Here is a 22,488-nt window from a genome sequence, read left to right as displayed (position 1 = left end):
TACGAATTTTAAGCAGGATGCATCTGACAAAAAAATATTTAAGCTGATACCTATGAAAAAGCATCTTATGAAAGCTTTAGGGGTTACTATCTTATGCTGGTGTTGTTGTTTACAGGTTGCTGCGCAGCAGGAACCGTTGTACTCGCAGTATATGTTCAATGGCATGATTATCAATCCGGCTTACCCTTCTATGGATGAATCTTCCAGTCTTACGGCAGTAGGCCGTAACCAGTGGGTAGGTGTGGAAGGGGCTCCTAAAACGGCCACGGCTTCCTTTTATACTCCTATTAAAGCCACCAACACCAGTTTTGGCGTGTCGCTGATGAATGAAAAGATCACGGTGAATTCGCAGACGGCGGTGAACCTGAATATTTCCCAGCGGGTGAAGCTTAATGAAAAGATTTACCTGGCCCTGGGGCTGAAGGGCGGCATGTCGCACTTCAGGGAAGACAACAGCTCCCTGACTACTACTGATCCGGTGTTTGCGCAAAACCAGAGTTACTGGAAAACGGATGTGGGTTTTGGTTTCATGTTGTTTACAGACCGGTTCTTTATCGGGTTATCGTCGCCTACTTTTAAAAGTTTTGACCTTGGTAACAGCGTGAATAAAGTGGTGGTGGAATCGCACTATTACCTGCAAACGGGTTACCTGATCAATATTAATGATGATGTGAAGTTAAAGCCAAACGTGTTGTTACGCCAGGTGAAGGGAGCGGGTTTTCAGTATGATCTGAATGCCAATATCCTTCTGAAGAACCTGATCTGGCTGGGTGCATCGTGGCGCTCTGAAAAAACGATGACGGGTTTGGTGCAGGTGCAGGCAACGAAGAACCTGCAGATCGGTTATTCGTATGATACGCCTATGCAGTCGAATCTGAAAGGTGCGCAAACGGTGTCGCATGAAGTGATGATTAATTACCGCTTCTCGTGGTCGAAGTGGAAAGTGGTAGCACCGCGTTATTTCTAATTTTAAAAATCAAGAATGGTATGCGAAAATACAGTTTCTCTTCCCTCATACTTTTTCTGAGCATTGTTTCCCTGTTTGTTTCCTGCAGTTTTGTAAAAGACCGAGTGCAAATAGGTGGCTTGGGAAGTATGGCTAAGGTAAAGCGTGCGGAACGGCTTTACAAGAGACAAGAATACGAGAGAGCGATCTCTTTGTGTAATGAAGTAATAAATAATGGCGGCAGTGAAGAAGTTTTACGCCGGGCTAAATTGCAGCTGGCGCGGGTATACTTTGAAACCAGGCAGTTTGAAAAAACGATCAGTTTATACGACGAGCTGTTGTACAAGCCGGAAAAAGACGTGCTGGTAACGGATGTAACCAATTACATTGATTTGCTGAAGCGCACCGGAAGGGTATTGAAAGCCCAGGAGATCAGCGCAGTGTATGCCAATAACTATAAGAACAATGCGCGGTTTACCAACCTGAAAGAGTCGCTGGTGAATTATTACGGTTTCTTTAACCGTGATTCCATGGAGAATATAAGGGTGGACAGTCTTCGCCTGAATTTGCCCGGGTACCAGTATGGACTTGCCTTATACCGCAATAACATTGTTTTTCTTTCCAATGATATCCGGAAAAACGAGCAGCAATCTTTCTATACCAATTCCAAATTATACCAGATTTCTGAAGATGGGGTAGAGCCTTTTAACAATAGCCTGCGCGGAGTATTACAGGTAGGACCTGCTTCTTTCTTTGATAACGGGCAAAAGGTGATCTATACTTCCAACCGGTTTACGGATGTAAAGAACGATAAGAATTCCTATATTAATTACAATAACGGCACGCAGTTATTATCTGCTGTTTACCAGCCCGATCATGATATGTGGAGTAAGCCGCTGACAGTGAAGCTGGGGAAAAACCTGGAAACATATTCTTTCCTTCATCCATCAGTTGCACCTAATGGTAAACGTTTGTACTTTGCATCCGATATGCCTGGTGGTCAGGGTGGTACCGATCTTTACTACACCGACTGGGACAAGGAAGCCAAACGGTGGAAAGCGCCGGTGAACCTGGGTCCGCAGGTAAATACCAATGGAAATGAACTGTATCCTTTTGTGGTAGGTGATAAGTTGTTCTTTTCTTCCAATGGCCTTCGTGGGTTTGGTGGACTGGACATCTTTATGATAAATATTAAAAAACCGGAAGAAGGAACTGTACATTTGCCGTATCCTGTGAATACGCAGTTTGATGATCTGAATCCCGTACTGGATGAAAGCAAACTGTTATTATATTTTACGTCAGACCGTTCAGGCGCGCATGATAACGATCATATCTATGTGTTAAACCTGAAGAAAAATCCTTTGAAACAGCTGGACCTGCCTTATCCCGGCAAGCCAGTAAAAGAAGACGACCGAGTGCCTTATACCATGAATCAGACGGATACCCGTCAACAGCTGACTTTAATTGGAACCAAACAATACGACAACCTACCTGTGGCAACGCCGGTGATAGATAGCGTTGTGTTAAAACCGGTTCCTGCAGTAGCCGTTGCCGTTAGTCCGGAGCGCAACATGGTGGATTACACCAACACCGCAGCAGACAGTTCTCCCGAAATTATTCCCTGGCAAAATGATCATCCTGGTAACAGCAATGTTCAACCGGCAGTTGCGGCCACCACTATAGCACAGTCGGCCTATGCCGGCCAGGCTGCCTATAGCAGCCCGGAAATGGTATCGTGGCAGCAGTCGGTTAGCGGCCCTCATGCCATTGCTAACGGTATGGGTTATACGCTGGTAAAAGACAGTGTTGTGAAAGTGCTGGAAGCATTGTGGAAAGTGCCCGGTGTGATATACTACGACCTGAATTCTTTTGTGCCGCAGGACCAGGAATGGCGTAAGCTGGATTCTATTTTCCGGATATGGAAGTCGAACCCGCACCGGATCATATTGGTGAACGGGCATACAGATATTATTGGCACCGAGCGGTATAACCTGTCGCTGTCGAAGAACCGGGCAGTATACATCCAGGAGTGCCTGCTGAGCAGGGGAGTAGCGCCTGATAAAATCAGGATCAATTATTTCGGATCTACCCGCCCGGTATGGATGGCGGGGAGCCAGCGGCTCGAGGCTAACAGGGAATACTTTATACAACTGCAGGGTATCAACAGAAGATGTGAGATTAAGATTCAATAAACTATTTATCGGTTATTTTTTAGCGTATATCAAACTAATACAAATGAACAAATTTTCCTCACTAATGCTATTACTGGCGGTAGGCACACAGGCCTTCGCACAGGAGATGCCTGTTGTGTTTAACAAGAGCTTCAGTGCTCCCAAAAACCAGTATAAGAAACTGGCTATTGCGGAGAACAATGCTATTGTTGCCATCGGGGGCGGAACAGATAACGGTTGTATCACCAAGTTATCTGCAACGGGCACTCTTATTTACAATGCCAAACTGAATAAAGGCGGGTTGGTAGCCTACCAGGACCTGCTTTTACTGCCGAAGAATGAACTGGTGGCAGTAGGCGGTGGTACCATTGCATATGGCAATGCCCGTATTACCAAATTATCTGCTACCGGTGAAGTAGTATTTGACAAGAGCATCGGTAACGGTCAGGGTGGTTATTTTACCCGGATCATTACGGATCGTCATGGCAACTATATTACCGTTGGCGTGGATGGTAGTAAGCCTGCGCAGGCCCGCATCACCAAGATGTCGCCCGATGGCAAAGTAGAATTCGACAAAGGTTTTGGTGCGCACAATGTTTTTACCAATGTACTGATAGATGAAGATGACAACATTGTTGCTGTAGGTGGCGACGTGGGTGATGGACAGGGAAAGGCATACATGGTAAAGGTGGATGGAAAGGGAGAAAAACAATTTGAGCTTTCCTTTGGTAAACCAGGTGCTACATTTGAAAAGATGTTGCTGCTGGAAGATGGCGCTGTGCTGGCGATGGGCGGTGGCGCTTATGGTACCGGCAATGCCAGCCGCATTGCGAAAGTAAATGCGGAGGGCCAGGTAGTATTTGATAAAGAGTACAGTACCGCGGATGGCAAGTTCAATGCCATCAAAGTGAACGACCTGGGCCAGATCTTCGCCTGTGCGGAAGAAAAAGATCATGGCCGCATTGTTAAGTTGCGTCCTGATGGCACGGAGTTATTCAACAAAGAAACAGATGCTGCTTTATACGCACTGGAAGTAGGCAAAAACGGCAAAGTAGTGGCGGCAGGTGGCAATGTGAGCAACAACACGGGTAAGATTGTGAAGCTGCTCCCGGACGGTACTGTTTCCATTGATAAAAACCTGGGTTCTGTATTCCAGCACCTGTTACTCACCGAAGACGATGAAATCTGCGTGGCGGCAAAAGAAGGCTATCGCATGATTAAGCTGAGTCCTGATGGTGAAATGATGTTCGACAAGCAGCTGGGCAAGTATGATGCAAAAACCACGCTGGCTTCGCTGCTGATGAGCCCTTCCGGCGAAATCCTGGCAGCAGGCGGTGGTGACGAAGATGGCAACCGTATCATTAAGATCAGTCATGGCGTATCTATCAACGATATAGCTGTTTCCGAGCCATTGAATGGTTTATCCAACGCTACGCTCACCATTACCTTATCCGGGTTTTTAAGAAGCAATGGTGTTCGTACACCCGTTAACGTTCATTATAAAACGATTCCGCATAAAGGCGGCGCCGGTTCAACCGACTTTGATGTTACGGAAGGAACTATTTCCTTTGTGCCTTCTGAGTTTGCTGCCGGAGCTATTATCTCCAAATCTATCCAGATCCCTGTAAAGAGTGATAACCTGCTGGAAGGTAAAGAAGCTTTCCATGTAGAAGTGCTGGATGCGTCGGAGTTATATCTTACCAAGTCAAAAGGAGAGGTAACGATCCTGGATCAGCCGGCTATGGTGAAATTCATTGGTGGTAACAATGGCGCCGAGCCAGCTACCGATGTGGTGTTTTCTGCCGGTTTGTTCAAGCGGGATAATACCCCGTTGATCAATGCCACCTCCAAACCAGTGAGGTTGACTTACAAGTTTGGTAATGGCACTGCGCTGCCGGGCGCCGACTTTGTAAGCAGCATCAAAGCGCCTTTTGTGATCGACAGCGGCGCTACTACTGCGAGTTTGAATGTAAAGATAAAAGACGACAACCGCTTTGAGCTGGCGGAGACCGTTGTGTTGGTGTTAAGCGAAATTAAAGCAGAGAATGAGGCGGTGGTAGGTTATAACGGCGATGTAACTTCCATTTCAGCTTCCCAGTACATACAGGACCAGGCGGCTTACATTACCCTGGTGAAACTGACAGATGCCAATGAATCTGCTACGGCGCCTGTGAGCATGTTTAAATGTATCCTGGTGAAAGCTGCGGATCAAACCGTGCAAACGAATTGCACCGGTAGTGATATCAACATCTTCTTTGGTGTGGATTCATCCAGTACGGCGGCTTACGGTAAGGATTATGTGATCATGAACGGCGACATGGTTAAGATTACCGGTGATTGCGCTTTCAGCGAAACCGATATACAGGTAGCGCTGGTAAACGACCGTGTGAAAGAAATAGATGCACTGGTATCTGTGAAACTGCGTGATGCTACTGCTGCTGCCAATGCAGGGGTATTGAAAATTTCGCCTGAGCTGAAACTGAATAAGGCGGTTGCTGTTATCCATGATGATGATAACGATGAAGGCACCGTGCTCACAGCCAAATAATAACGGCTTGGATCAATAACCGATATACGCGCTTCAGGCACACCTGCATTCCCGCATAGTCAGCTATGCGGGAATTTTTTTTAGAAAGATATTAAACTTAAAAGCAGCATCTTTTATATTAGAATATAAAAGATACTGCTTTTTTAATCTATGGATAAATCCGCTTACCGGGCGTTATCGTACATAACCTTAGATTAACATTATTTTTTTTAAAAAAGAGTTGTGTCTTTTAATGGTTAACTTGGGAATAGCCTGGTATCTCCTTACCGGGCTTTTTTTATAGTGGTTTACGCATCACATAATCGTCCATGATGTAGCCGTTGCCGATATCGGTTTGTTTTTCTTTATACACGCTGAATCCCTGTTTTTCGTAAAACTGTTTTGCTTTATTGAAGCGATTTACGTCGAGTTCGAGGGTATTTGCGCCGTGGTTTTTTACCTGTCCGGCCACGTGTTCCAGTAGGAATTTGCCGATTCCTTTTCCCTGGTAATTTCCATCGAGATAGATCTTATGCAGTTTAAAGATGCCGGGGGTATCGGTGGTGCTGTAGGCAGCAAACCCAATGGGGCTGTTATCATCCTGCAGAATGAGAAACTGGTGTTGCAGCTCCGTGATCTGTTTGTTCAGGGAGGAGGTGCTGTACATCATGTCTATCATGTATTCTATTTGTTCCGGGGTCAGAATAGACTGATAGGTAGGTCTCCATATCTTTTCTGTTAGTTCCTGTATAACAGGAATATCGTTTACAGTAGCTGTTTTGACGTGGTACATAAAGTTATAAGCTGTTATTTTCTCTCAATATATTTTGTATGGTTTCTTCCAGTTTGTCGAGGGGCGTGTATCCCCGTGCGCAGAGATAAAGTTGTTTGCCCGTATCGAGGATGGCCGCGGGGAACCCGGTGATGCCCCAGTTCTGGATCAGCTGGAATTCCTGTTGGGTTTCGTAGCGGTAATTTTCATCATGCAGGCGGCTGATGAATTCATCTTCCGGCAGGCTGAATTTTTTTATCAGCGAGCGGTAGGTGCTGTCGTTGTTAAGGCTCTGGCCATTATAGTTGAGCGCTACCTGCATATCGTGTGCAAAGGTGATGGCATTTTCCGGCTGGTATTGTTTAAATACCGTGAGGGCGACACTGGGTTTTTCGGAGTCCATAATTTCTTCCGACGGAAGTAATTTCTCCAGGAAGGCAGCGCCGAATTTCACGCCGGTGGCGTTTTCCACGTTGGTATGTTCCCGCTGAATGTAGGCCTTCATGGAAGAGAAGGGATGGCGGTTATCGCCGGTGATCATTCCGCCGGAGAGGATATTGAATTCCATGTTCCCGCTGCTGCGTTCCTGCAGTTGCTGTACCACGGGGGTAAAGCCATAGCACCAGCCGCAGAGCGGATCGTAAATGTAAATGAATCTCATAGCAGTCGGCTTTTAGGCCCCTGACAAAGGTAACTAAAAGCTGACTGCCAAAAAGGTGGTATCAGGTGTTCTCTTCTTCAAAAAAGTGTTCCTCAGACAGTTTCTTGGAGAGGGCGCTATCCTTTCGTATAGCCTTGATGGATAGGCGTACCGCAAAGATGAGGGTGATCACGGAGGCTCCCATGAGGAAGATGTTATTACCGAGAAAAAGGAAAAAATCGAATGTTCCGTGAAAGAAAATGGCAACCAGGAGTGCCTGGAATAGCAGCGAACTGCTTTTCTGCGGTACAAATTTAGCCATGCCGGCATAATACCCCATTAGTACTGCAAAGGCGCCGTGGGCGGGTACGGAGAGGAACATGCGGGCGATCCCGGTGCCTACGCCGAACCTGCTTACATACGCAATATTCTCCAGCGTAGCGAAGCCCATCCCGATCATTACTGCGTATACAATACCATCCAGGGGTTCGTTGAATGCTTTTTTGGGGTAGGCGAAGAGCAGCAGTACGAGGAATTTGGCCAGTTCTTCCGAGAGGCCTACTACGCCGTATGCGAATGCGGCGGTTCCCAGGAGGGTACCATTATTTTCGCGGAGGCCCAGTTCCACAGCGAGACCCTGCACTGCCAGCGGCAGTGCTACGCAGAGCATGCCGAGCAGGAAACTTTTTACCAGGAGGCTGGTAGGTTCCCGGTCGTATTTGTCCACCAGGTAAATGAAAAGACAGATAGCAAAACCCGGCGCCACCGCCAATGCCAATAGCATCATGGGAGGATATTTTTTTGTTGCTTGCGTTGCAGCAGGTAATTATTCAGCATGTCAACAGTGTAACTGCTTAGATTGTTTGTTTTTGTAATGCCTCCTTTTTGTGCGGCGAGGGTGCCGTACCTGATATCCTGGAAGCCCTGGATGCTGTGGGCATCGGGATCTATGGAGATGAGCACCTTTTTTTCCAGTGCATAATGCAGCCAGGTCCAGTCGATATCCAGCCGGCGTGGGTGCGCGTTGAGTTCTACTACCACGTTATTGGCGGCGCATGCATCTATGATGGCTTTATGATCTACGGGGTAGCCGTTGCGGCTCAGGAGCAGGCGGCCGGTCATATGCCCGAGGATAGTAGTGTATGGGTTTTCGATGGCTTTCAGCAAGCGGGCCATTGCTTTGTCTTCTGTCATTTTGAGATTGGAATGCACAGATGCAATTACGAGGTCGAATTTTGCCAGGATTTCATCCGGGTAATCCAATGATCCATCGTTGAGGATATCGGACTCTATGCTTTTAAAAATGCGGAACGGCGCCAGTTTTTTATTCAGTTCATCAATCTCTGCGTGTTGTGCTAAGATCCTTTCTATATGCAGGCCATTGGCATAGAAAGCGGAGCGGGAGTGATCGCTGATCACGAGGTATTCGAAGCCTTGTGTTTTAGCGGCGATGGCCATTTCTTCCAGGGAGGATTCGCCGTCGCTCCAGTTGCTGTGGGAGTGGATAATACCTTTGATATCGGTGGCGACGATGGGTTCCGGCAGTTGACGGTTGCGGGCCAGCGTTAATTCGTTGATGCCTTCCCGTAGGAAAGGGGGTATATAGTCCATTCCTGCAGCGCTGAAGATAGCTTCTTCCGAGGCGGCGTTGTGAAGGAATGCGGCGCCGCCTGCGGCGTTGAATTTATCGATAAACGCGGGTGAGCCGGTGGTAGTAAATAAGGTAGCCGCGAAGTTATCAGCAGTACAGCTATGTGTTATTACTTTGAGTTTTTCGTTCAGCTGCCATACCAGGTTACCGGCATTGGCGGCGGTGAGTGAAAAACCGGGGAGGGCGGCGAGTTGCTGTTGTACTATCTCCACCGGGGCGGCGACGAGTAATTCTATTTCATCGATGATGATGCTGTTGCGGCGAAACGCGCCGGTGAGCGAAACCGCGGCGGGGGCCAGGAGCTGCTGCAGTTGTTTTTCCAGTTCGTGCCCGGTGGTAGCCACTTCCGCGAAGAGGAAGCGGTGGCGGTTAGAGAGATAGAATTCGATATTTTGGCGAACGCTTTCCTGTGTTTTAGCGCCGAAGCCTTTGAGGAGCATGAGGCGGTTTTCGTTGCAGGCATAGAGGAGTTCGCCCATGGATTCTATTTCCAGCTCTTTCCAGATGGTGGCGATTTTTTTAGGTCCCAGGCCTTTGATCTTCATGATTTCGAGGATGCCGGCGGGGGTAATTTCTATGTAGTGGTTCAGGAGGGAGCATTGTTGGGTATCCAGCATTTCGAGGATATTTTTCCCGGTGGATTCTCCGATGCCTTTTATCCGGAATATTTCATCGCGGGGGGTATCTTTCAGTGGACTGGGCAGCTTTTCTATGGTGAATGCTGCGCTGGCGAAGGATTTGGCTTTGAAACTGTTTTCTCCGTGGATGTCCATCAGTTTGGACAGGAGGGAGAAGTTATCTGAGATTGAATAATTATCCATGCCGTAAAAATACGGAGTTACGCGGAAATTGTGGAGGGGGAATGTGTTGGGGAATGGGCATAAAAAAAGATCCCGGCATAGATGCCAGGATCCTTATAACTACATTTTGTAATTCCGATCTTAGTTAGCCGGAGCTGGAGGAACTGTTGGTGCAGCAGCAGGTGCTTTTTTAGGAGCAGCTTTCTTCTTTGCAACAGCTTTCTTAGCAGGAGCGGCTTTCTTAGCAGCAGCTTTCTTTTTAGGAGCAGCTTTCTTAGCAGCAGCTTTTTTAGGAGCGGCTTTCTTAGCAGCAGCTTTCTTTTTAGGAGCAGCTTTCTTAGCAGCAGCTTTTTTAGGAGCGGCTTTCTTAGCAGCAGCTTTCTTTTTAGGAGCAGCTTTCTTAGCGGCGGCTTTTTTAGGAGCAGCTTTTTTAGCAGCAGCTTTCTTAGGAGCAGCAGCTTTCTTTTTAGGTGCAGCTTTCTTAGCAGCCGCTTTTTTAATTGTTGCCATTGTTTTTTGAATTTGGGTTAGTAAAAAAATTGGGTATTAAAAAAAACTTTATGGCTAACACTGATTAGGCTTCCGCCTGAGCAGTGGTATCAAATGCTTTAACAGAAACGTAAGTCTTGTTTTCGCGACCTTTTCTGAATTCCACTACACCGTCTGCTACTGCGAAAATGGTAAAATCTTTACCAACGCCTACGTTTTGACCAGGATGATAAACCGTACCTCTCTGACGAACGATAATGTTGCCGGAGATAGCTGGCTGACCACCGAAGATTTTTACTCCCAGCCTTTTGCTGTGGGAGTCACGGCCGTTTTTTACACTACCTTCACCTTTTTTATGTGCCATTGTATTACTACTTTAAACTTGTCTAATAAATAAGTTTAGCTTAACAGGATTAAGCTATTTCATTGATTTTGATTCTTGTAAAGTGGGTACGGTGTCCAACTTTCTTTCTGAAGCCTTTTCTTCTCTTCATCTTGAAAGCGATGACTTTGTCACCCTGAACATGAGCCAGAATCTCTGCTTTTACTACTGATTTTACATCAGTGCCTACGGACAGCGCACCAGCATTATCTGTTAACAGTACATCGGAAAACTCCACCTTGTCTCCAATATTTCCTTGTAACTGCTGTACAAAAATTTCCTGGTCTTTTTGTACTTTAAATTGCTGACCTGCGATTTTTACAACTGCAAACATAATTATCCAAAATATAATTTCCGCAAAAGTAACCTTTTGTTTTCTAATAGACAAAGTTTTTCGGTCTTTTTTAAATCACCATGTATAAACACATATGAAGGACCGCCTAAAGCTTAATCTTTTCAAAGATACATACTTTCTTGAATTTTAAATTATTTTAACAAATAATGATTTCCGGCGCCTGACCGCTATATGCACATTTTTATGCTATTTCGGGATCATTTAAAAACAGCTATCTTGCTGTGCAAACCAACGCAATTTTGTATACTTTTGTCGTTTACACGAATAAAAACAGATAGGATGAGGACATTTATTTACCTGCTTATTTAATTGCCAGAGTGGAATATTTCTTCCGGAACTCCCTAAAAATCAGTGCAATTAAATCTCCAGATAAATAAATATGCTCAGCTTTAGTCTCTCAATTATAAAACAACAGGCATGAAGTTTAAATCACTGCTGGCCAAACCATTTGCTTCTATCGTACATAATAAGATAAAGAAGGAAATGTTAAGGGCGGTAGAAGATCAGGATAATATCCTGCAGGAGCTCTTGAAGACAGGCAGAAAGACGGAATTCGGAACAGATCACAAGTTTAGCGGGGTACAAACCCACGAAGAATTTAAACAGGCTGTGCCTTTGCGGGATTATGAGCAGTTTAAGCCTTATATTGAAAAAATCAAGGAAGGCAAACAAAATGTACTGTGGAAAGGGCAGCCGATTTACCTGGCTAAGACCTCCGGAACAACCAGTGGCGTTAAATATATCCCCATCTCCAAAGAATCTGTTAACAATCATATAGATACCGCGCGTAATGCGTTACTGAACTATATGGGGGAAACGGGCAGTACGGCCTTTGCCGATGGTAAAATGATTTTTTTATCCGGTTCGCCGGAGCTCGAAAGGGTGGGAGGCATTCCTACCGGCCGGTTGAGCGGTATTGTAAACCATCATATTCCCCGGTACCTGCGTACCAACCAGCTGCCATCGTATGAAACCAATTGTATAGATGACTGGGAAACGAAGCTGGACAAGATTGTGGAAGAAACCATTAACCAGGATATGACGCTGATCAGCGGCATACCACCATGGGTACAGATGTATTTCGACCGCCTGATGGAGCGCAGCAATGGTAAAAAGATCAGGGAAATATTTAAGAATTTTGATGTGATGGTATACGGCGGGGTGAATTTTGAGCCTTACCGTTCCAAGCTGATGGCATCTATAGGTGCGCCGATTCACACTGTGGAAACGTTTCCTGCCTCTGAAGGCTTTTTTGCTTTTCAGGACTCGCAGGAGCGGGAAGGTTTGCTGCTGAACACCAATTCAGGGATCTTTTATGAGTTTATCCCGGCTCAGGAAATTTTTAATGAGCATCCTACGCGACTGTCGCTCAAAGATGTACAAACCGGTGTAAATTACGCGATGGTGATCAACAACAACGCCGGATTATGGGGGTATAACCTCGGAGACACGGTAAAATTTGTTTCCACTAATCCGTATCGTTTGCTGGTAACCGGCCGTATCAAGCATTTTATTTCTGCGTTCGGGGAGCACGTGATAGGAGAAGAGGTGGAACACAGCCTGATGAAGGCGGCAGCGGAGGAAAATGTGCAGATCACAGAGTTTACGGTGGCCCCGATGGTGCAAACCAGTGGTGAACTGCCTTACCACGAATGGTTTGTAGAGTTTGAGAATATGCCGGCCAACATGGAGGCATTTTCCAGAAAAGTAGATGAAAACATGCGTCAGAAGAATATTTATTATGATGATCTGCTGACCGGTAATATTTTGCAACCCCTGAAGATAAGGACTGTACGTAAGCAGGGCTTTATCGATTATATGAAAGCCATTGGAAAACTGGGAGGTCAGAACAAAGTACCTCGTTTGAGTAACGACAGAAAGCTTGCAGATGAGCTGGCAGCGTATTTACAAAAATAACCGGCGATTCAGGGCGGGACGGCTGTCAGGCTATTTTACCGGCAGCTGATTCTTCATTTTTGTTAACTGTAAAAACGTAAATCACCGTAATGAATAAACGAAAGATTGCCATTTTCGGATCAACCGGATCCATTGGCATACAGGCACTGGAGGTGATCGCTGCGCACCCCGACAGGTTTAGTGTAGAAGTATTGACTGCACAGCAAAATGCTGACCTGCTGATTGAGCAGGCGCTGAAATTCAAGCCTAATGCGGTAGTGATAGGCAGTGAAGCAAAGTACAAACAGGTAAAAGATGTATTATTTGATAAAGGCATCAAAGTATTTGCCGGTCCGAAAGCGATGGTGGAAGTAGCCGCCTGGAGTTCGATTGACATGGTACTGGCCGCCATCATGGGTTTTGCCGGTCTGGCGCCTACATTATCTGCTATTGAACAGGGCACCCCGGTGGCATTGGCTAACAAGGAAACCCTGGTAGTAGCCGGTGATATTGTAATGGCTACCGCCCGCAGGAAAAATGTACCCATCATACCGGTGGATTCTGAACATTCCGCCATTTTCCAATGCTTGCTGGGAGAGCCTTTCAGCAAGGTGGAAAAGGTAATCCTCACCGCTTCCGGCGGACCTTTCCTCGGTAAAAAGCCGAACTTCCTCATCAATGTAAAAAAAGACCATGCCCTGCAGCATCCAAACTGGAGTATGGGCGCTAAAATAACCATTGATTCCGCCACCCTGATGAATAAAGGGCTGGAGATGATTGAAGCACGCTGGCTGTTTGGCCTGGCGCCGGAAAACATTGAAGTGGTGATACATGCGCAATCTATCATTCATTCGATGGTGCAGTTTGTGGATGGTTCCCTGAAAGCACAGATGGGGTTGCCGGATATGAAACTGCCTATCCAGTATGCGCTGGGATATCCCGACAGGCTGGCCAATGATTTCCCGCGTTTCTCTTTCCGTAATTATCCTACGCTTACTTTTGAGCAGCCGGATACCAAAACTTTCCGTAACCTGGCCATTGCTATTGAGGCGATGCACAAAGGCGGAAACGCTGCGTGTGTAATGAATGCCGCCAATGAGGAAGTGGTGAATGCTTTCCTGAAAAACAGGATAGGTTTCCTGCAGATGACGGAAGTAATTGAGGAAACGCTGGGTAAAATACCGTTTATTGAAACCCCCACCTTGCACGATTATTATGAATGCGATAATGCCGCACGTGAACACGCTGCATCCCTTATCAATTCTATCGTTATATAAATTGCCAGTAAAAATTAACAAAGAGTTTTGCCGGAATATGTATTAAAACTGATATATTAGGCAGATTAAAGCAGAAACAATTAAATGACTACAGAGGTAATATTGGTGAAAGCCGGACAGTTGTTACTGTCACTTTCTATTTTGGTAGTGTTGCATGAGTTAGGCCATTTTATCCCGGCCAAGTTGTTCAAAACCAGGGTGGAAAAATTCTATTTGTTCTTTGATCCATGGTTTTCCCTCTTCAAGATAAAGAAGGGTGAAACAGAATATGGTATCGGCTGGCTGCCGTTGGGAGGATATGTAAAGATATCCGGGATGATAGATGAAAGTATGGACAAAGAGCAGCTGGCAAAGCCCCCGCAGCCGTGGGAGTTCCGTGCCAAGCCGGCGTGGCAGCGTTTGATCATTATGATCGGCGGCGTTACCGTTAATATTGTTCTTGCGTTCTTTATTTATGCGATGATCTTATGGCATTGGGGTGAAACCTACCTGCCTACTTCTGCCGCAAAATATGGCGTGGTAACAGATTCCCTGGCCCGCAGCATTGGTATGAAGGACGGTGATAAGATCGTTACCATTGATCACCATCACGTGGAAGCCTTTGAGGCAATCCCCGGAGATGTAATTCTTTCGGAAGCCAAAAGTATCCAGGTAGAACGCGATGGTAAAACCCTTGATCTTCCTATTCCGGCTGGCTTTACCAGGCAGCTGCTGAAGCAGAAAGCGCCTTTTGCCATGCCCCGTCTTCCTTATATCGCCGACAGTACTCTTCCGGGATCTGCGGCCGCAAAGGTAGGTGTGAAGAGCGGCGACCAGCTTATTGCGATCAATGGAGCACCGTATCTGTACTATCATGAGTTTGCAACGGAGATCAGGAAGCACAAGAATGAAAATGTGATAGTGACCCTGGTTCGTGGCAAGGACACGTTGAACCTGGCTGCAAAGCTGAGTGAGAAAGGTACATTTGGTGTTTATCCAAGAGATCCTTTTGAGTATAAAGTAAAGAAGTATACTTTCCTGGAATCTATCCCGGCCGGTTTTCACAAGAGCGTCGACAAACTCGTAAAATATGTGCAGCAGCTTCGCCTGATCTTTGTTTCCAAAGAAGTGAAGGTGAGTGAGTCGCTGGGAGGATTTATGTCTATTGCCAAACTGTTCCCTGATGCGTGGGACTGGCAGATGTTCTGGGAGATGACTGCGTTTTTATCCATCATCCTGGCATTCATGAATATCCTGCCTATTCCGGCGCTGGATGGCGGCCATGTGCTTTTCCTGTTGTACGAGATCATTACAGGCCGCAAGCCGAGCGAGAAGTTCCTGGAGTACGCGCAGATTGCAGGTATGCTGATCCTGTTTAGTTTGCTGTTGTTTGCAAACGGGCTGGATGTGTGGAGAAATCTACTGAGTGGATTATTTTAAAAATATTACTGGCATTTGATTGTGATGAATGATCAAATGCCAGTTTTTTATAGTATCTTTGTAAACTGTTTTACAGGGGGATGCCTGGTTTTGACAGCATAGATCTTTGAGAGTGTAAGCATGCCGTGCGTTGGATAATTAGCACGATAATCTGAATATTCAAACTCTAATTGGCGAATCTAACTACGCCATGGCTGCCTAATTATAAATTAGACACCCATTATAGCCGCTTGAAGTTGTCGCCTTATGCGACTTCCGCCGCCGAATCATAAACCCATAGGGATAGGTATTCATGGTTTCTGTGAGTGAATACTGAAGCTACAACGGATAAGGAGATGGTTGGTTTGTTACGCCCCTGCCAGATCCCGACAAAACAATGCGTAAATAAGCATGTAGAAAGCTTTCGGCGAATATGTTTGGACGCGGGTTCGATTCCCGCCATCTCCACAAATAATTTTAGGCCTCTGGGTAACCAGAGGCTTTTTTTATGTGCCTTTCAATAGTATTCTTATTGATTGCAATAACTAATAGTTTTTTGGTCGTGTTTTTTTACAGTAATGGCAGGTTTTGTATCCTGCTTTTTTATTGCCCCTTATAAAATAAGTAATCCAATTTGCTTCATCTGAACCAGCGTCCCGGCGGAGATAAATTAAAAAAATTTCAAGCTACTTGAGCAGGACCTATGTTCACCGATAGAAACAGTTAGTGCGTTCGAACGCATTGAGGATTTTTCAACGCCTTCCGGTCGCTATCAGGCCCAAAGAAGAAGAGGCTGCTCAATCTTGTTGAGACAGCCTCTTCTATTTACATCTGATTAATTTCAACTGGTAACGTTGAAACTATCATCGTATTCCACAGTCCCCTCCGGTATCGCTCCTGTAAATGAATGTATTTGGAAATATTCAGCAGGAGCATGCTTGTACTGCAAACGGGCATCGCTCCTGAATCCGAACCGGCCATAATAGGAAGGCTCGCCAAGCACCACACAGCCGGCTGCGTCCAACTCCCGCAATGCGTCAATGGCGGCCCTGATCAGGCCGGACCCCACGCCAGATCCTTGCCTGGAAGGGATTACCGATACGGGCCCCAGTCCAAACCAGCCTTCGCTTCCTGAAGAAATGGTTACTGGCGATATAGCAATATGTCCTATCAATACTCCCTCCTCTTCTGCTACCAGAGAAACGGTCAGCCGGCCATTTGCGCGCAGGGCTTTTATGATGAATGATTCCGTTCCACTGCTATATGCTGCTGAGGCAAACGCAGCCTTCGTTACCTGATCGATAGCTCCGATATCAGAAGGCTCTTCCCTTCTGAAAGTATAATTGTATTTGTGCATTTCTGATAGAATTAAATAAATAGAAGATACTCCCGCTGCCGAAGGCGCAGGAGCTATGAATAGATTATCAGCTGAAGATGTAATTACCTGGACGGTAATTACTGTAATACAATATCCAACATACGCTCAGATTAAAGAAAAGTGGAAATCCATGTGAAAATAAAGAAAACTATGATACGTACTTCATAACGGGCATGCATATTTTTATGTTACCCATAAACAGCTGTATGAAAAGGAAATATAGAAAAGAAGATGGTCCCCCCGCACTTACTAATCCAGTATCAAATATACAGGCGCATTTAGTTCGCCTTTAAGATTTACCATCTGCCCCGGTACCCTTTCTCCTAAATATTATCTTTTCATATACAGGTACAAAAACTCGATTTATTTTTATATTCTTGTGTACCATACCAATCACATGACGCAGTACCGGCAACAAACTGATGCAGATTTGATAATGTTCCTGCGCGAGGATAAGGGAGATGCTTTTACTGAAATTTACGACCGCTACTGGAAGAAATTACTGGCCATTGCATATAATCATTGCAGGGATAAAGTAATTGCAGAAGAAATTGTGCAGGAAGTCTTTATCGGCCTATGGAACAGGCGGAAAGAGCTTTATATCGATAATGTAAATGCCTATCTCGCTACTGCAGTGAGGCTATCTGTGTTTAAACAATATGTGCGGCAGAAACGGAGGGATGAGATAAAAGAACAGGCAGCCGATCCCATAATCACCACCTGGGATGAAGAAAAGATCTACACCAGATTCTTGCAGCAACACATTAATGGAATAGTGGAAGTTTTACCGGAGAAATGCCGCCTGGTGTTTAAACTAAGCAGGGAAGAAGGACTAAGTATACCAGAAGTAGCGCAAAGATTGGGTATTGCCGAGAAAACGGCCGAAGCACATCTTACTAAAGCATTGAAAGTACTGAAAGTTAAATTGAATCGCCCTTATTTATGGGTGATCATAATCGTTAAAATGTTCCTTTCTTAATTTCTTCAAAAAAAATCCTCCGCTCACTAAGGGTAAAGATCAGCCTTATGGTACCTATCTGTATAAGGATAAAATTTATACATTGAAGGACAATATATATTACCTGATCGAAAAATACCTTGCCGGCACGATTACACCGGCAGAAGAAGAGCAGTTAATGGCCTGGTACCAGGATCATAATCAAACCGATGTTGAATGGCCGGCAGAAAATGCGGATGAAGAAGAACAGGTACGTTTGCGTATGCTCCTGCGCCTGAATCAGCAAATCAATAACCCTGCAACCAAACCAGGTACTACCAGGCGGCTTTGGTACTACCTGTCTGCTGCTGCATCTGTACTGCTCATCCTGGGATTGACCACCTATTTTTATTACCCGCAGATCCACCGTTCATCCCACCCTGCTGCTATTGCCCGGGATATTAAAGACATTGGTCCCGGGGGAAACAAAGCAATATTAACATTAGCTAACGGTGATAAGATAGTGCTGGAAGAGGCTAAAAACGGGCTCATATCCCAACAGGGCAATGCCTCAGTAAATAAGACCGGTAGCGGCAGCCTGATTTATAACCAGGAGGCGGCTGGTAGCTCCGCTGCCTCCATCGTTTACAATACCCTGAGTACACCCTATGGCGGCCAGTATCAGATGACATTGCAGGATGGCACCAAAGTGTGGCTCAACGCAGGTTCATCACTGCGTTTCCCCGCGTCATTTCCCGGAAATGAAAGGAATGTAACACTTACCGGCGAGGCATATTTCGAAGTGGCTAAAGACAAAGCCAGGCCATTTTTTGTAACGGTAAATGCAGGATCGGGAGCACCTATGACCGTAAGGGTATTAGGAACACATTTTAATATTAACGCTTACCCTGATGACCAGCACAATATTGTTACGCTGCTTGAAGGTGCTGTAAAAGTAGATTGCGGTGGGGCAAATGCCTTGCTGGCTCCTGGTAAGGAAGCAATATTAAACAGGACTTCCGGCAAGATCAATATAAAAGAGGTAGATACAGAAGGAGCTATTGCATGGAAAAATGGCTACTTCTTATTTGAGAATGAAAAGGTGGAAAGCATCATGCGGCAAATCAGCCGCTGGTATAATGTAGAAATTACCTACCAGGGCGACGTGTCAGGAAAAGCCATTGGCGGTAGTTTATCGCGGTCAAAAAATGTTTCTGAAGTATTAAATATGCTGGAATTAACAGGTACCGTACACTTTAAAATAAACGGAAGGAGGATCACAGTTATGCCATAAAAAAATATCTGCAAACAGGGCGCAATAAAAAACCGGGAGCGTTGGAGCGCCCCCGGATAGTTTGAGCTTACCCTGTGAAAAACAAGTTTCGAAAGCTATTGTAGTCACAGTTTCTGATTATTAAACCCAAACATCCAAATGTAATGAAATTTTACATACCTGACGTGTGCCCAAAAAAAGCCGGCGCCACGTACAAAAAATTCCTGTTGATTATGAAACTCACCTTTGTTTTAATGATCGCAGCGTTAATGGAAGTCAGCGCCTCCGGTTATGCTCAAAAGGTAACATTATCAGCTAAACAAATTACTCTCCGGGAGGTATTCCGCCAGATCCGGAAACAAACGGGTTATAATGTTGTATGGAATGTTGAAATTTTAAAGGATGCTCAACCCGTAGCCATACAGGTAACCAATGCAACAGTAGAAGAAGTATTGCGGAAAAGCTTTGCCAGTCAGCCTTTTACTTACTCAATCCATGAAAACACGATCGTGGTGACGCGCCAAACAGCACCAACCTTGGTTAACATGACCATCAAAGGGCGGGTTACTGATGCCAATAATCATCCATTACCCGGAGTTGCTGTAAGGCTTAAAGACTCCCAGATTGGAACAGCCACACAAGCTGATGGTACTTATATGCTCAGTGTGCCTGATGGAGGCGGCGTGTTATCATTCAAATACCTGGGTTATACCCCCAAAGAAATACCGATCAAAGGGCAAACTGTTATCGACGTACAGCTGGAACAATCCACCTCACAGCTCACCGAGGTGGTAGTCGCTTATGGCCGACAAAATTCGCGTGAAATTGTGGGCTCGGTAGCAAAGCTTTCTGCCACTGATATTAAAGATCAGCCAACCGGCACTTTCGCTGAAAGGTTACAAGGCAAGCTGCCGGGAGCCCAGGTAGCCCAAACTACCGGACGGCCAGGACAGGGGATGGACCTGCGTATACGCGGCGCGGCCTCCTTTACATCCAACGTACGGCCATTGGTAGTAGTAGACGGACAGCCAATGCTGGGCAACCCTGATAATATCAATAATATTAACCCTGATGAAATTGAATCCTTTACCATTCTGAAAGATGCCTCTTCCACCGCTTTATACGGTTCACGCGCCGCCAACGGTGTGGTGATAATCACGACCAAAAGAGGGAAATCCGGCGCCACGCAAATAAATTTTAATTCCTATTACGGGACTGCGTCATTGATGCGTGAATTGATCCCGCCTGTAATGAACGCCACACAACTGGCTACTTACATGAAAGGTTTTTATGAAGATAAGATCAAATACGAAGGCTATACCGGCGGTATACCTGCTGTATATCAGAATCCGGAGCAATATGGAGAGGGTACGGACTGGTTCAGCGTGCTGACCAGGAATGCGCCTGTGCAGAATTATAGCCTGTCTATTAATGCAGGCAACGATAAGGCTGCGTACAGTATCGTGGCTGGTTATTTTAATCAGCAGGGTATCCTTGTAAACACCGGCTACAAGCGTTTTTCATTGCGCGTGAATGGTGATTTCAATCCTGGCAAACGGGTGAAGGTAGGTTTTGGTGTTGCACCGTCTTTACAACTGGAGCATAACAACAGGCAGGGGGACGGTTTTAATGTGGATGGACAGCGTGCCATTTTTGCATCTGCCTCCATGATGCCTACTATGGGCTCTCCTTACAACCCGGATGGCTCACTGGCCCTGGGTATTTCTGGTTTTACCAACCAGTTTGTATGGGCAAACCCGCTGAGGCAATTGCTCGAAGTAAAAGACGATGCTAACCGGTTACGGGTCTTGGCCAATTTATTCGCAGAAGTAAAAATCACGGATCATCTGACCTTCCGTACATCCGGTAGTGCGGACGTTGGCGGCATGACCCGCAACCGGTTTATTCCATCTACTTCAATAGGCGGCTTTAATGCAATACCTATAGAAAATCCGCCGCCAGGCAACAACACTGCTTTGGGTGAATCAGCCGTTAATAATGATTATTCCTGGCTCAATGAAAATACATTGAACTACCGGCGTCAATTTGGGAAAGATCATTCACTGGATTTACTGGGCGGTTTTACGATACAACGATCTACAGGTTTTGCAAGCGATATGGTGGGCCGCGATTTTCCGGACAACAGCGTTTCCTATTTAAGTGCCGCTACCCGTTTTACTACCAACACTTCCAGCTTTAACGCCTGGACAATGGCGTCGCTTCTGGGTCGTTTAAACTACAGTTATAAAGAGCGTTACTTTTTGCAGGCTACCATCAGGAGAGACGGGTCGTCACGTTTCGGGGATAATAACAAATGGGGGACTTTTCCTTCTATCGGTGCAGGCTGGATCGCCAGTGATGAATCCTTTCTTAAAAATGTGCCGAACCTGAGTTTGCTGAAACTAAGAGCGACCTTCGGTTTAACCGGTATGAATGAGATAGGTAACTACACTACCGTGGCAGGTATTGGTAATGCCAATTATTCTTTTTCAGGCGGCCTGGCTCCGGGAAAGGTACAAACCAGTTTGGGTAACCCGAATCTGGCCTGGGAACGCAACCGGCAATTTGATGCCGGCTTTGATCTGGGGCTATTTGACAACCGGATCAATTTCTCGTACGATTATTACAATAAGCTGACGACGGGATTATTATTCGTACTACCTGTTCCGCAATCTTCGGGTTTTTCAAGCGTGCAGGATAACCTGGGTGATATCAGCCAATGGGGACATGAGTTTACTGTAAGCACTAAAAATCTGACCGGAAAACTCAAATGGAATACGGACTTTAATATCTCATTTAACAGAAATCTTGTTAAAAGAATTGGTTTAAACAATATTTCTTTTGCCGACAATCCGACAAGGACATTATCTGAATTCACCGACTACCGGACACTTGTCGGGAAGCCTATCGGCCAGTTTTATGGATATATATTTGACGGCATTTTCAAAAATCAGGCAGAAGCCGATGCCGGTCCTAAATATTATGGAACCGGTACCACTACACTCTCTCAGGCGGGAACAGTGAGATTCAAGGATTTAAATGGCGACGGCAAGATCACTTTCCCGGATGATCAGACGGTGATCGGAGATCCTAATCCCAAATTTATATTTGGTTTCAGTAATACCTTTCAGTACCAAAACTTCGATCTGAATATCGCCATGTCAGGTACTTACGGCAACAAGCTGAAAAATGGCATGCAGGAAAGTACGTACAACCTGGACGGTGTATTTAACGGTCCGCCGGAATTGCTTGATCGCTGGCGCTCCGAGGCCAATCCGGGTAATGGAAAGGTGGCGCGTACTTTAGCTAACACCACCGGGGCATACCGTACAGATAATACACTGTTCGTTTATGATGCTTCCCATCTCACTATCAACAATATCACACTTGGATATATGCTGAGAAAATTCAGGACACCTGTTATCAAGAGCTTAAGAGTGTATGCATCAGCACAAAATGTATACATCTTCACCAGTTACCCGGGGAACCCTGAAGTAAGTGCTGGTGGACTCGCATTTGTAACGCAGCAGGGGCAGGATCTGGGTGCTTATCCACTGCAACGAACATTTACGTTTGGCTTGAATCTCGGTCTTTAA

Annotated in this window: 17 protein-coding genes and 1 other RNA gene; 10 read left to right on the top strand and 8 right to left on the bottom strand. The window is 45.7% G+C overall.

Annotated elements, in window-relative coordinates:
- Positions 1 to 52: 52 nt before the first annotated feature.
- Genes ACLHR0_RS01485 through ACLHR0_RS01475 form a run of 3 tightly spaced genes read left to right on the top strand, consistent with a single transcriptional unit; the run spans position 53 to position 5,665 of the window.
- On the top strand, positions 53 to 967 hold the full coding sequence (locus ACLHR0_RS01485) for a PorP/SprF family type IX secretion system membrane protein (protein WP_370909805.1): 915 nt from the start codon (positions 53 to 55) through the stop codon (positions 965 to 967).
- A gap of 20 nt (positions 968 to 987) precedes the next feature.
- Positions 988 to 3,138, top strand: a complete 2,151-nt coding sequence (locus ACLHR0_RS01480; protein WP_436484342.1) for an OmpA family protein — start codon at positions 988 to 990, stop codon at positions 3,136 to 3,138.
- Between the two features lie 43 nt (positions 3,139 to 3,181).
- Complete coding sequence (locus ACLHR0_RS01475) at positions 3,182 to 5,665, top strand: Calx-beta domain-containing protein (RefSeq protein WP_436484341.1); 2,484 nt, start codon at positions 3,182 to 3,184, stop codon at positions 5,663 to 5,665.
- 277 nt (positions 5,666 to 5,942) lie between these two features.
- Here ACLHR0_RS01475 and ACLHR0_RS01470 read toward each other — a convergent pair whose 3' ends face one another.
- From ACLHR0_RS01470 to rplU, 7 genes are all read right to left on the bottom strand, one after another.
- Positions 5,943 to 6,437: a GNAT family N-acetyltransferase gene (locus ACLHR0_RS01470; protein WP_436484340.1), complete on the bottom strand. Its 495-nt coding sequence runs from the start codon at positions 6,435 to 6,437 to the stop codon at positions 5,943 to 5,945.
- A gap of 4 nt (positions 6,438 to 6,441) precedes the next feature.
- Positions 6,442 to 7,077 (bottom strand): DsbA family protein, encoded by a 636-nt coding sequence (locus ACLHR0_RS01465; protein WP_436484339.1) that lies wholly within the window; start codon positions 7,075 to 7,077, stop codon positions 6,442 to 6,444.
- A gap of 61 nt (positions 7,078 to 7,138) precedes the next feature.
- Positions 7,139 to 7,843 (bottom strand): PrsW family intramembrane metalloprotease, encoded by a 705-nt coding sequence (locus ACLHR0_RS01460; protein ID WP_370909810.1) that lies wholly within the window; start codon positions 7,841 to 7,843, stop codon positions 7,139 to 7,141.
- The gene (locus ACLHR0_RS01455; protein WP_436484338.1) at positions 7,840 to 9,528 is read right to left on the bottom strand and encodes a helix-hairpin-helix domain-containing protein; all 1,689 of its coding nucleotides are present in this window, start codon (positions 9,526 to 9,528) and stop codon (positions 7,840 to 7,842) included. Before ACLHR0_RS01455 ends, ACLHR0_RS01460 begins: the two co-directional genes overlap by 4 nt.
- Positions 9,529 to 9,648: 120 nt before the next feature.
- Positions 9,649 to 10,017: a hypothetical protein gene (locus tag ACLHR0_RS01450; protein ID WP_310009742.1), complete on the bottom strand. Its 369-nt coding sequence runs from the start codon at positions 10,015 to 10,017 to the stop codon at positions 9,649 to 9,651.
- 64 nt (positions 10,018 to 10,081) lie between these two features.
- Complete coding sequence (rpmA, locus tag ACLHR0_RS01445) at positions 10,082 to 10,360, bottom strand: 50S ribosomal protein L27 (protein WP_079468897.1); 279 nt, start codon at positions 10,358 to 10,360, stop codon at positions 10,082 to 10,084.
- 49 nt (positions 10,361 to 10,409) lie between these two features.
- Positions 10,410 to 10,712: a 50S ribosomal protein L21 gene (gene rplU / locus ACLHR0_RS01440; protein ID WP_079470010.1), complete on the bottom strand. Its 303-nt coding sequence runs from the start codon at positions 10,710 to 10,712 to the stop codon at positions 10,410 to 10,412.
- A gap of 438 nt (positions 10,713 to 11,150) precedes the next feature.
- Between rplU and ACLHR0_RS01435 the strand changes: the two genes are divergently transcribed.
- The 4 genes from ACLHR0_RS01435 (at position 11,151) to ssrA (ending at position 15,775) form a co-directional block, all read left to right on the top strand.
- Complete coding sequence (locus tag ACLHR0_RS01435; RefSeq protein ID WP_429045555.1) at positions 11,151 to 12,650, top strand: GH3 auxin-responsive promoter family protein; 1,500 nt, start codon at positions 11,151 to 11,153, stop codon at positions 12,648 to 12,650.
- A gap of 89 nt (positions 12,651 to 12,739) precedes the next feature.
- Positions 12,740 to 13,906: a 1-deoxy-D-xylulose-5-phosphate reductoisomerase gene (locus ACLHR0_RS01430; RefSeq protein ID WP_370909813.1), complete on the top strand. Its 1,167-nt coding sequence runs from the start codon at positions 12,740 to 12,742 to the stop codon at positions 13,904 to 13,906.
- An 84-nt stretch (positions 13,907 to 13,990) separates the two neighbouring features.
- Positions 13,991 to 15,325, top strand: coding sequence for an RIP metalloprotease RseP (gene rseP / locus ACLHR0_RS01425; RefSeq protein WP_429045557.1), 1,335 nt, complete (start codon positions 13,991 to 13,993; stop codon positions 15,323 to 15,325).
- Positions 15,326 to 15,401: 76 nt separating this feature from the next.
- Positions 15,402 to 15,775, top strand: a transfer-messenger RNA (tmRNA) gene (ssrA, locus tag ACLHR0_RS01420).
- Positions 15,776 to 16,145: 370 nt separating this feature from the next.
- Here ssrA and ACLHR0_RS01415 read toward each other — a convergent pair.
- Positions 16,146 to 16,661 carry a GNAT family N-acetyltransferase gene (locus ACLHR0_RS01415; RefSeq protein WP_436484337.1) on the bottom strand — a complete coding sequence of 172 codons (516 nt, stop codon included), beginning with the start codon at positions 16,659 to 16,661 and terminating at the stop codon, positions 16,146 to 16,148.
- A gap of 418 nt (positions 16,662 to 17,079) precedes the next feature.
- On the opposite strand from ACLHR0_RS01415, the gene ACLHR0_RS01410 reads away from it, so the two are divergent.
- From ACLHR0_RS01410 to ACLHR0_RS01400, 3 genes are all read left to right on the top strand, one after another.
- Positions 17,080 to 17,661 (top strand): RNA polymerase sigma-70 factor, encoded by a 582-nt coding sequence (locus ACLHR0_RS01410; RefSeq protein ID WP_429045561.1) that lies wholly within the window; start codon positions 17,080 to 17,082, stop codon positions 17,659 to 17,661.
- A gap of 82 nt (positions 17,662 to 17,743) precedes the next feature.
- Complete coding sequence (locus ACLHR0_RS01405; protein ID WP_436484336.1) at positions 17,744 to 18,913, top strand: FecR family protein; 1,170 nt, start codon at positions 17,744 to 17,746, stop codon at positions 18,911 to 18,913.
- Positions 18,914 to 19,125: 212 nt separating this feature from the next.
- Positions 19,126 to 22,488: a TonB-dependent receptor gene (locus ACLHR0_RS01400; RefSeq protein ID WP_436484335.1), complete on the top strand. Its 3,363-nt coding sequence runs from the start codon at positions 19,126 to 19,128 to the stop codon at positions 22,486 to 22,488.

Source organism: Chitinophaga sp. ARDCPP14 (assembly GCF_051362515.1).
GTDB lineage: Bacteria > Bacteroidota > Bacteroidia > Chitinophagales > Chitinophagaceae > Chitinophaga.
This window is presented reverse-complemented; position numbering and strand designations above follow the sequence as displayed.

What these genes read in the sequence shown, in the direction of transcription:
- ACLHR0_RS01485 (WP_370909805.1), top strand. Translation starts at nt 53, where the DNA reads ATGAAAAAGCATCTTATGAAAGCTTTAGGGGTTACTATCTTATGCTGG.
- ACLHR0_RS01480 (WP_436484342.1), top strand. Translation starts at nt 988, where the DNA reads ATGCGAAAATACAGTTTCTCTTCCCTCATACTTTTTCTGAGCATTGTT.
- ACLHR0_RS01475 (WP_436484341.1), top strand. Translation starts at nt 3,182, where the DNA reads ATGAACAAATTTTCCTCACTAATGCTATTACTGGCGGTAGGCACACAG.
- ACLHR0_RS01470 (WP_436484340.1), bottom strand. Translation starts at nt 6,437, where the DNA reads ATGTACCACGTCAAAACAGCTACTGTAAACGATATTCCTGTTATACAG.
- ACLHR0_RS01465 (WP_436484339.1), bottom strand. Translation starts at nt 7,077, where the DNA reads ATGAGATTCATTTACATTTACGATCCGCTCTGCGGCTGGTGCTATGGC.
- ACLHR0_RS01460 (WP_370909810.1), bottom strand. Translation starts at nt 7,843, where the DNA reads ATGATGCTATTGGCATTGGCGGTGGCGCCGGGTTTTGCTATCTGTCTT.
- ACLHR0_RS01455 (WP_436484338.1), bottom strand. Translation starts at nt 9,528, where the DNA reads ATGGATAATTATTCAATCTCAGATAACTTCTCCCTCCTGTCCAAACTG.
- ACLHR0_RS01450 (WP_310009742.1), bottom strand. Translation starts at nt 10,017, where the DNA reads ATGGCAACAATTAAAAAAGCGGCTGCTAAGAAAGCTGCACCTAAAAAG.
- rpmA (WP_079468897.1), bottom strand. Translation starts at nt 10,360, where the DNA reads ATGGCACATAAAAAAGGTGAAGGTAGTGTAAAAAACGGCCGTGACTCC.
- rplU (WP_079470010.1), bottom strand. Translation starts at nt 10,712, where the DNA reads ATGTTTGCAGTTGTAAAAATCGCAGGTCAGCAATTTAAAGTACAAAAA.
- ACLHR0_RS01435 (WP_429045555.1), top strand. Translation starts at nt 11,151, where the DNA reads ATGAAGTTTAAATCACTGCTGGCCAAACCATTTGCTTCTATCGTACAT.
- ACLHR0_RS01430 (WP_370909813.1), top strand. Translation starts at nt 12,740, where the DNA reads ATGAATAAACGAAAGATTGCCATTTTCGGATCAACCGGATCCATTGGC.
- rseP (WP_429045557.1), top strand. Translation starts at nt 13,991, where the DNA reads ATGACTACAGAGGTAATATTGGTGAAAGCCGGACAGTTGTTACTGTCA.
- ACLHR0_RS01415 (WP_436484337.1), bottom strand. Translation starts at nt 16,661, where the DNA reads ATGCACAAATACAATTATACTTTCAGAAGGGAAGAGCCTTCTGATATC.
- ACLHR0_RS01410 (WP_429045561.1), top strand. Translation starts at nt 17,080, where the DNA reads ATGACGCAGTACCGGCAACAAACTGATGCAGATTTGATAATGTTCCTG.
- ACLHR0_RS01400 (WP_436484335.1), top strand. Translation starts at nt 19,126, where the DNA reads ATGAAACTCACCTTTGTTTTAATGATCGCAGCGTTAATGGAAGTCAGC.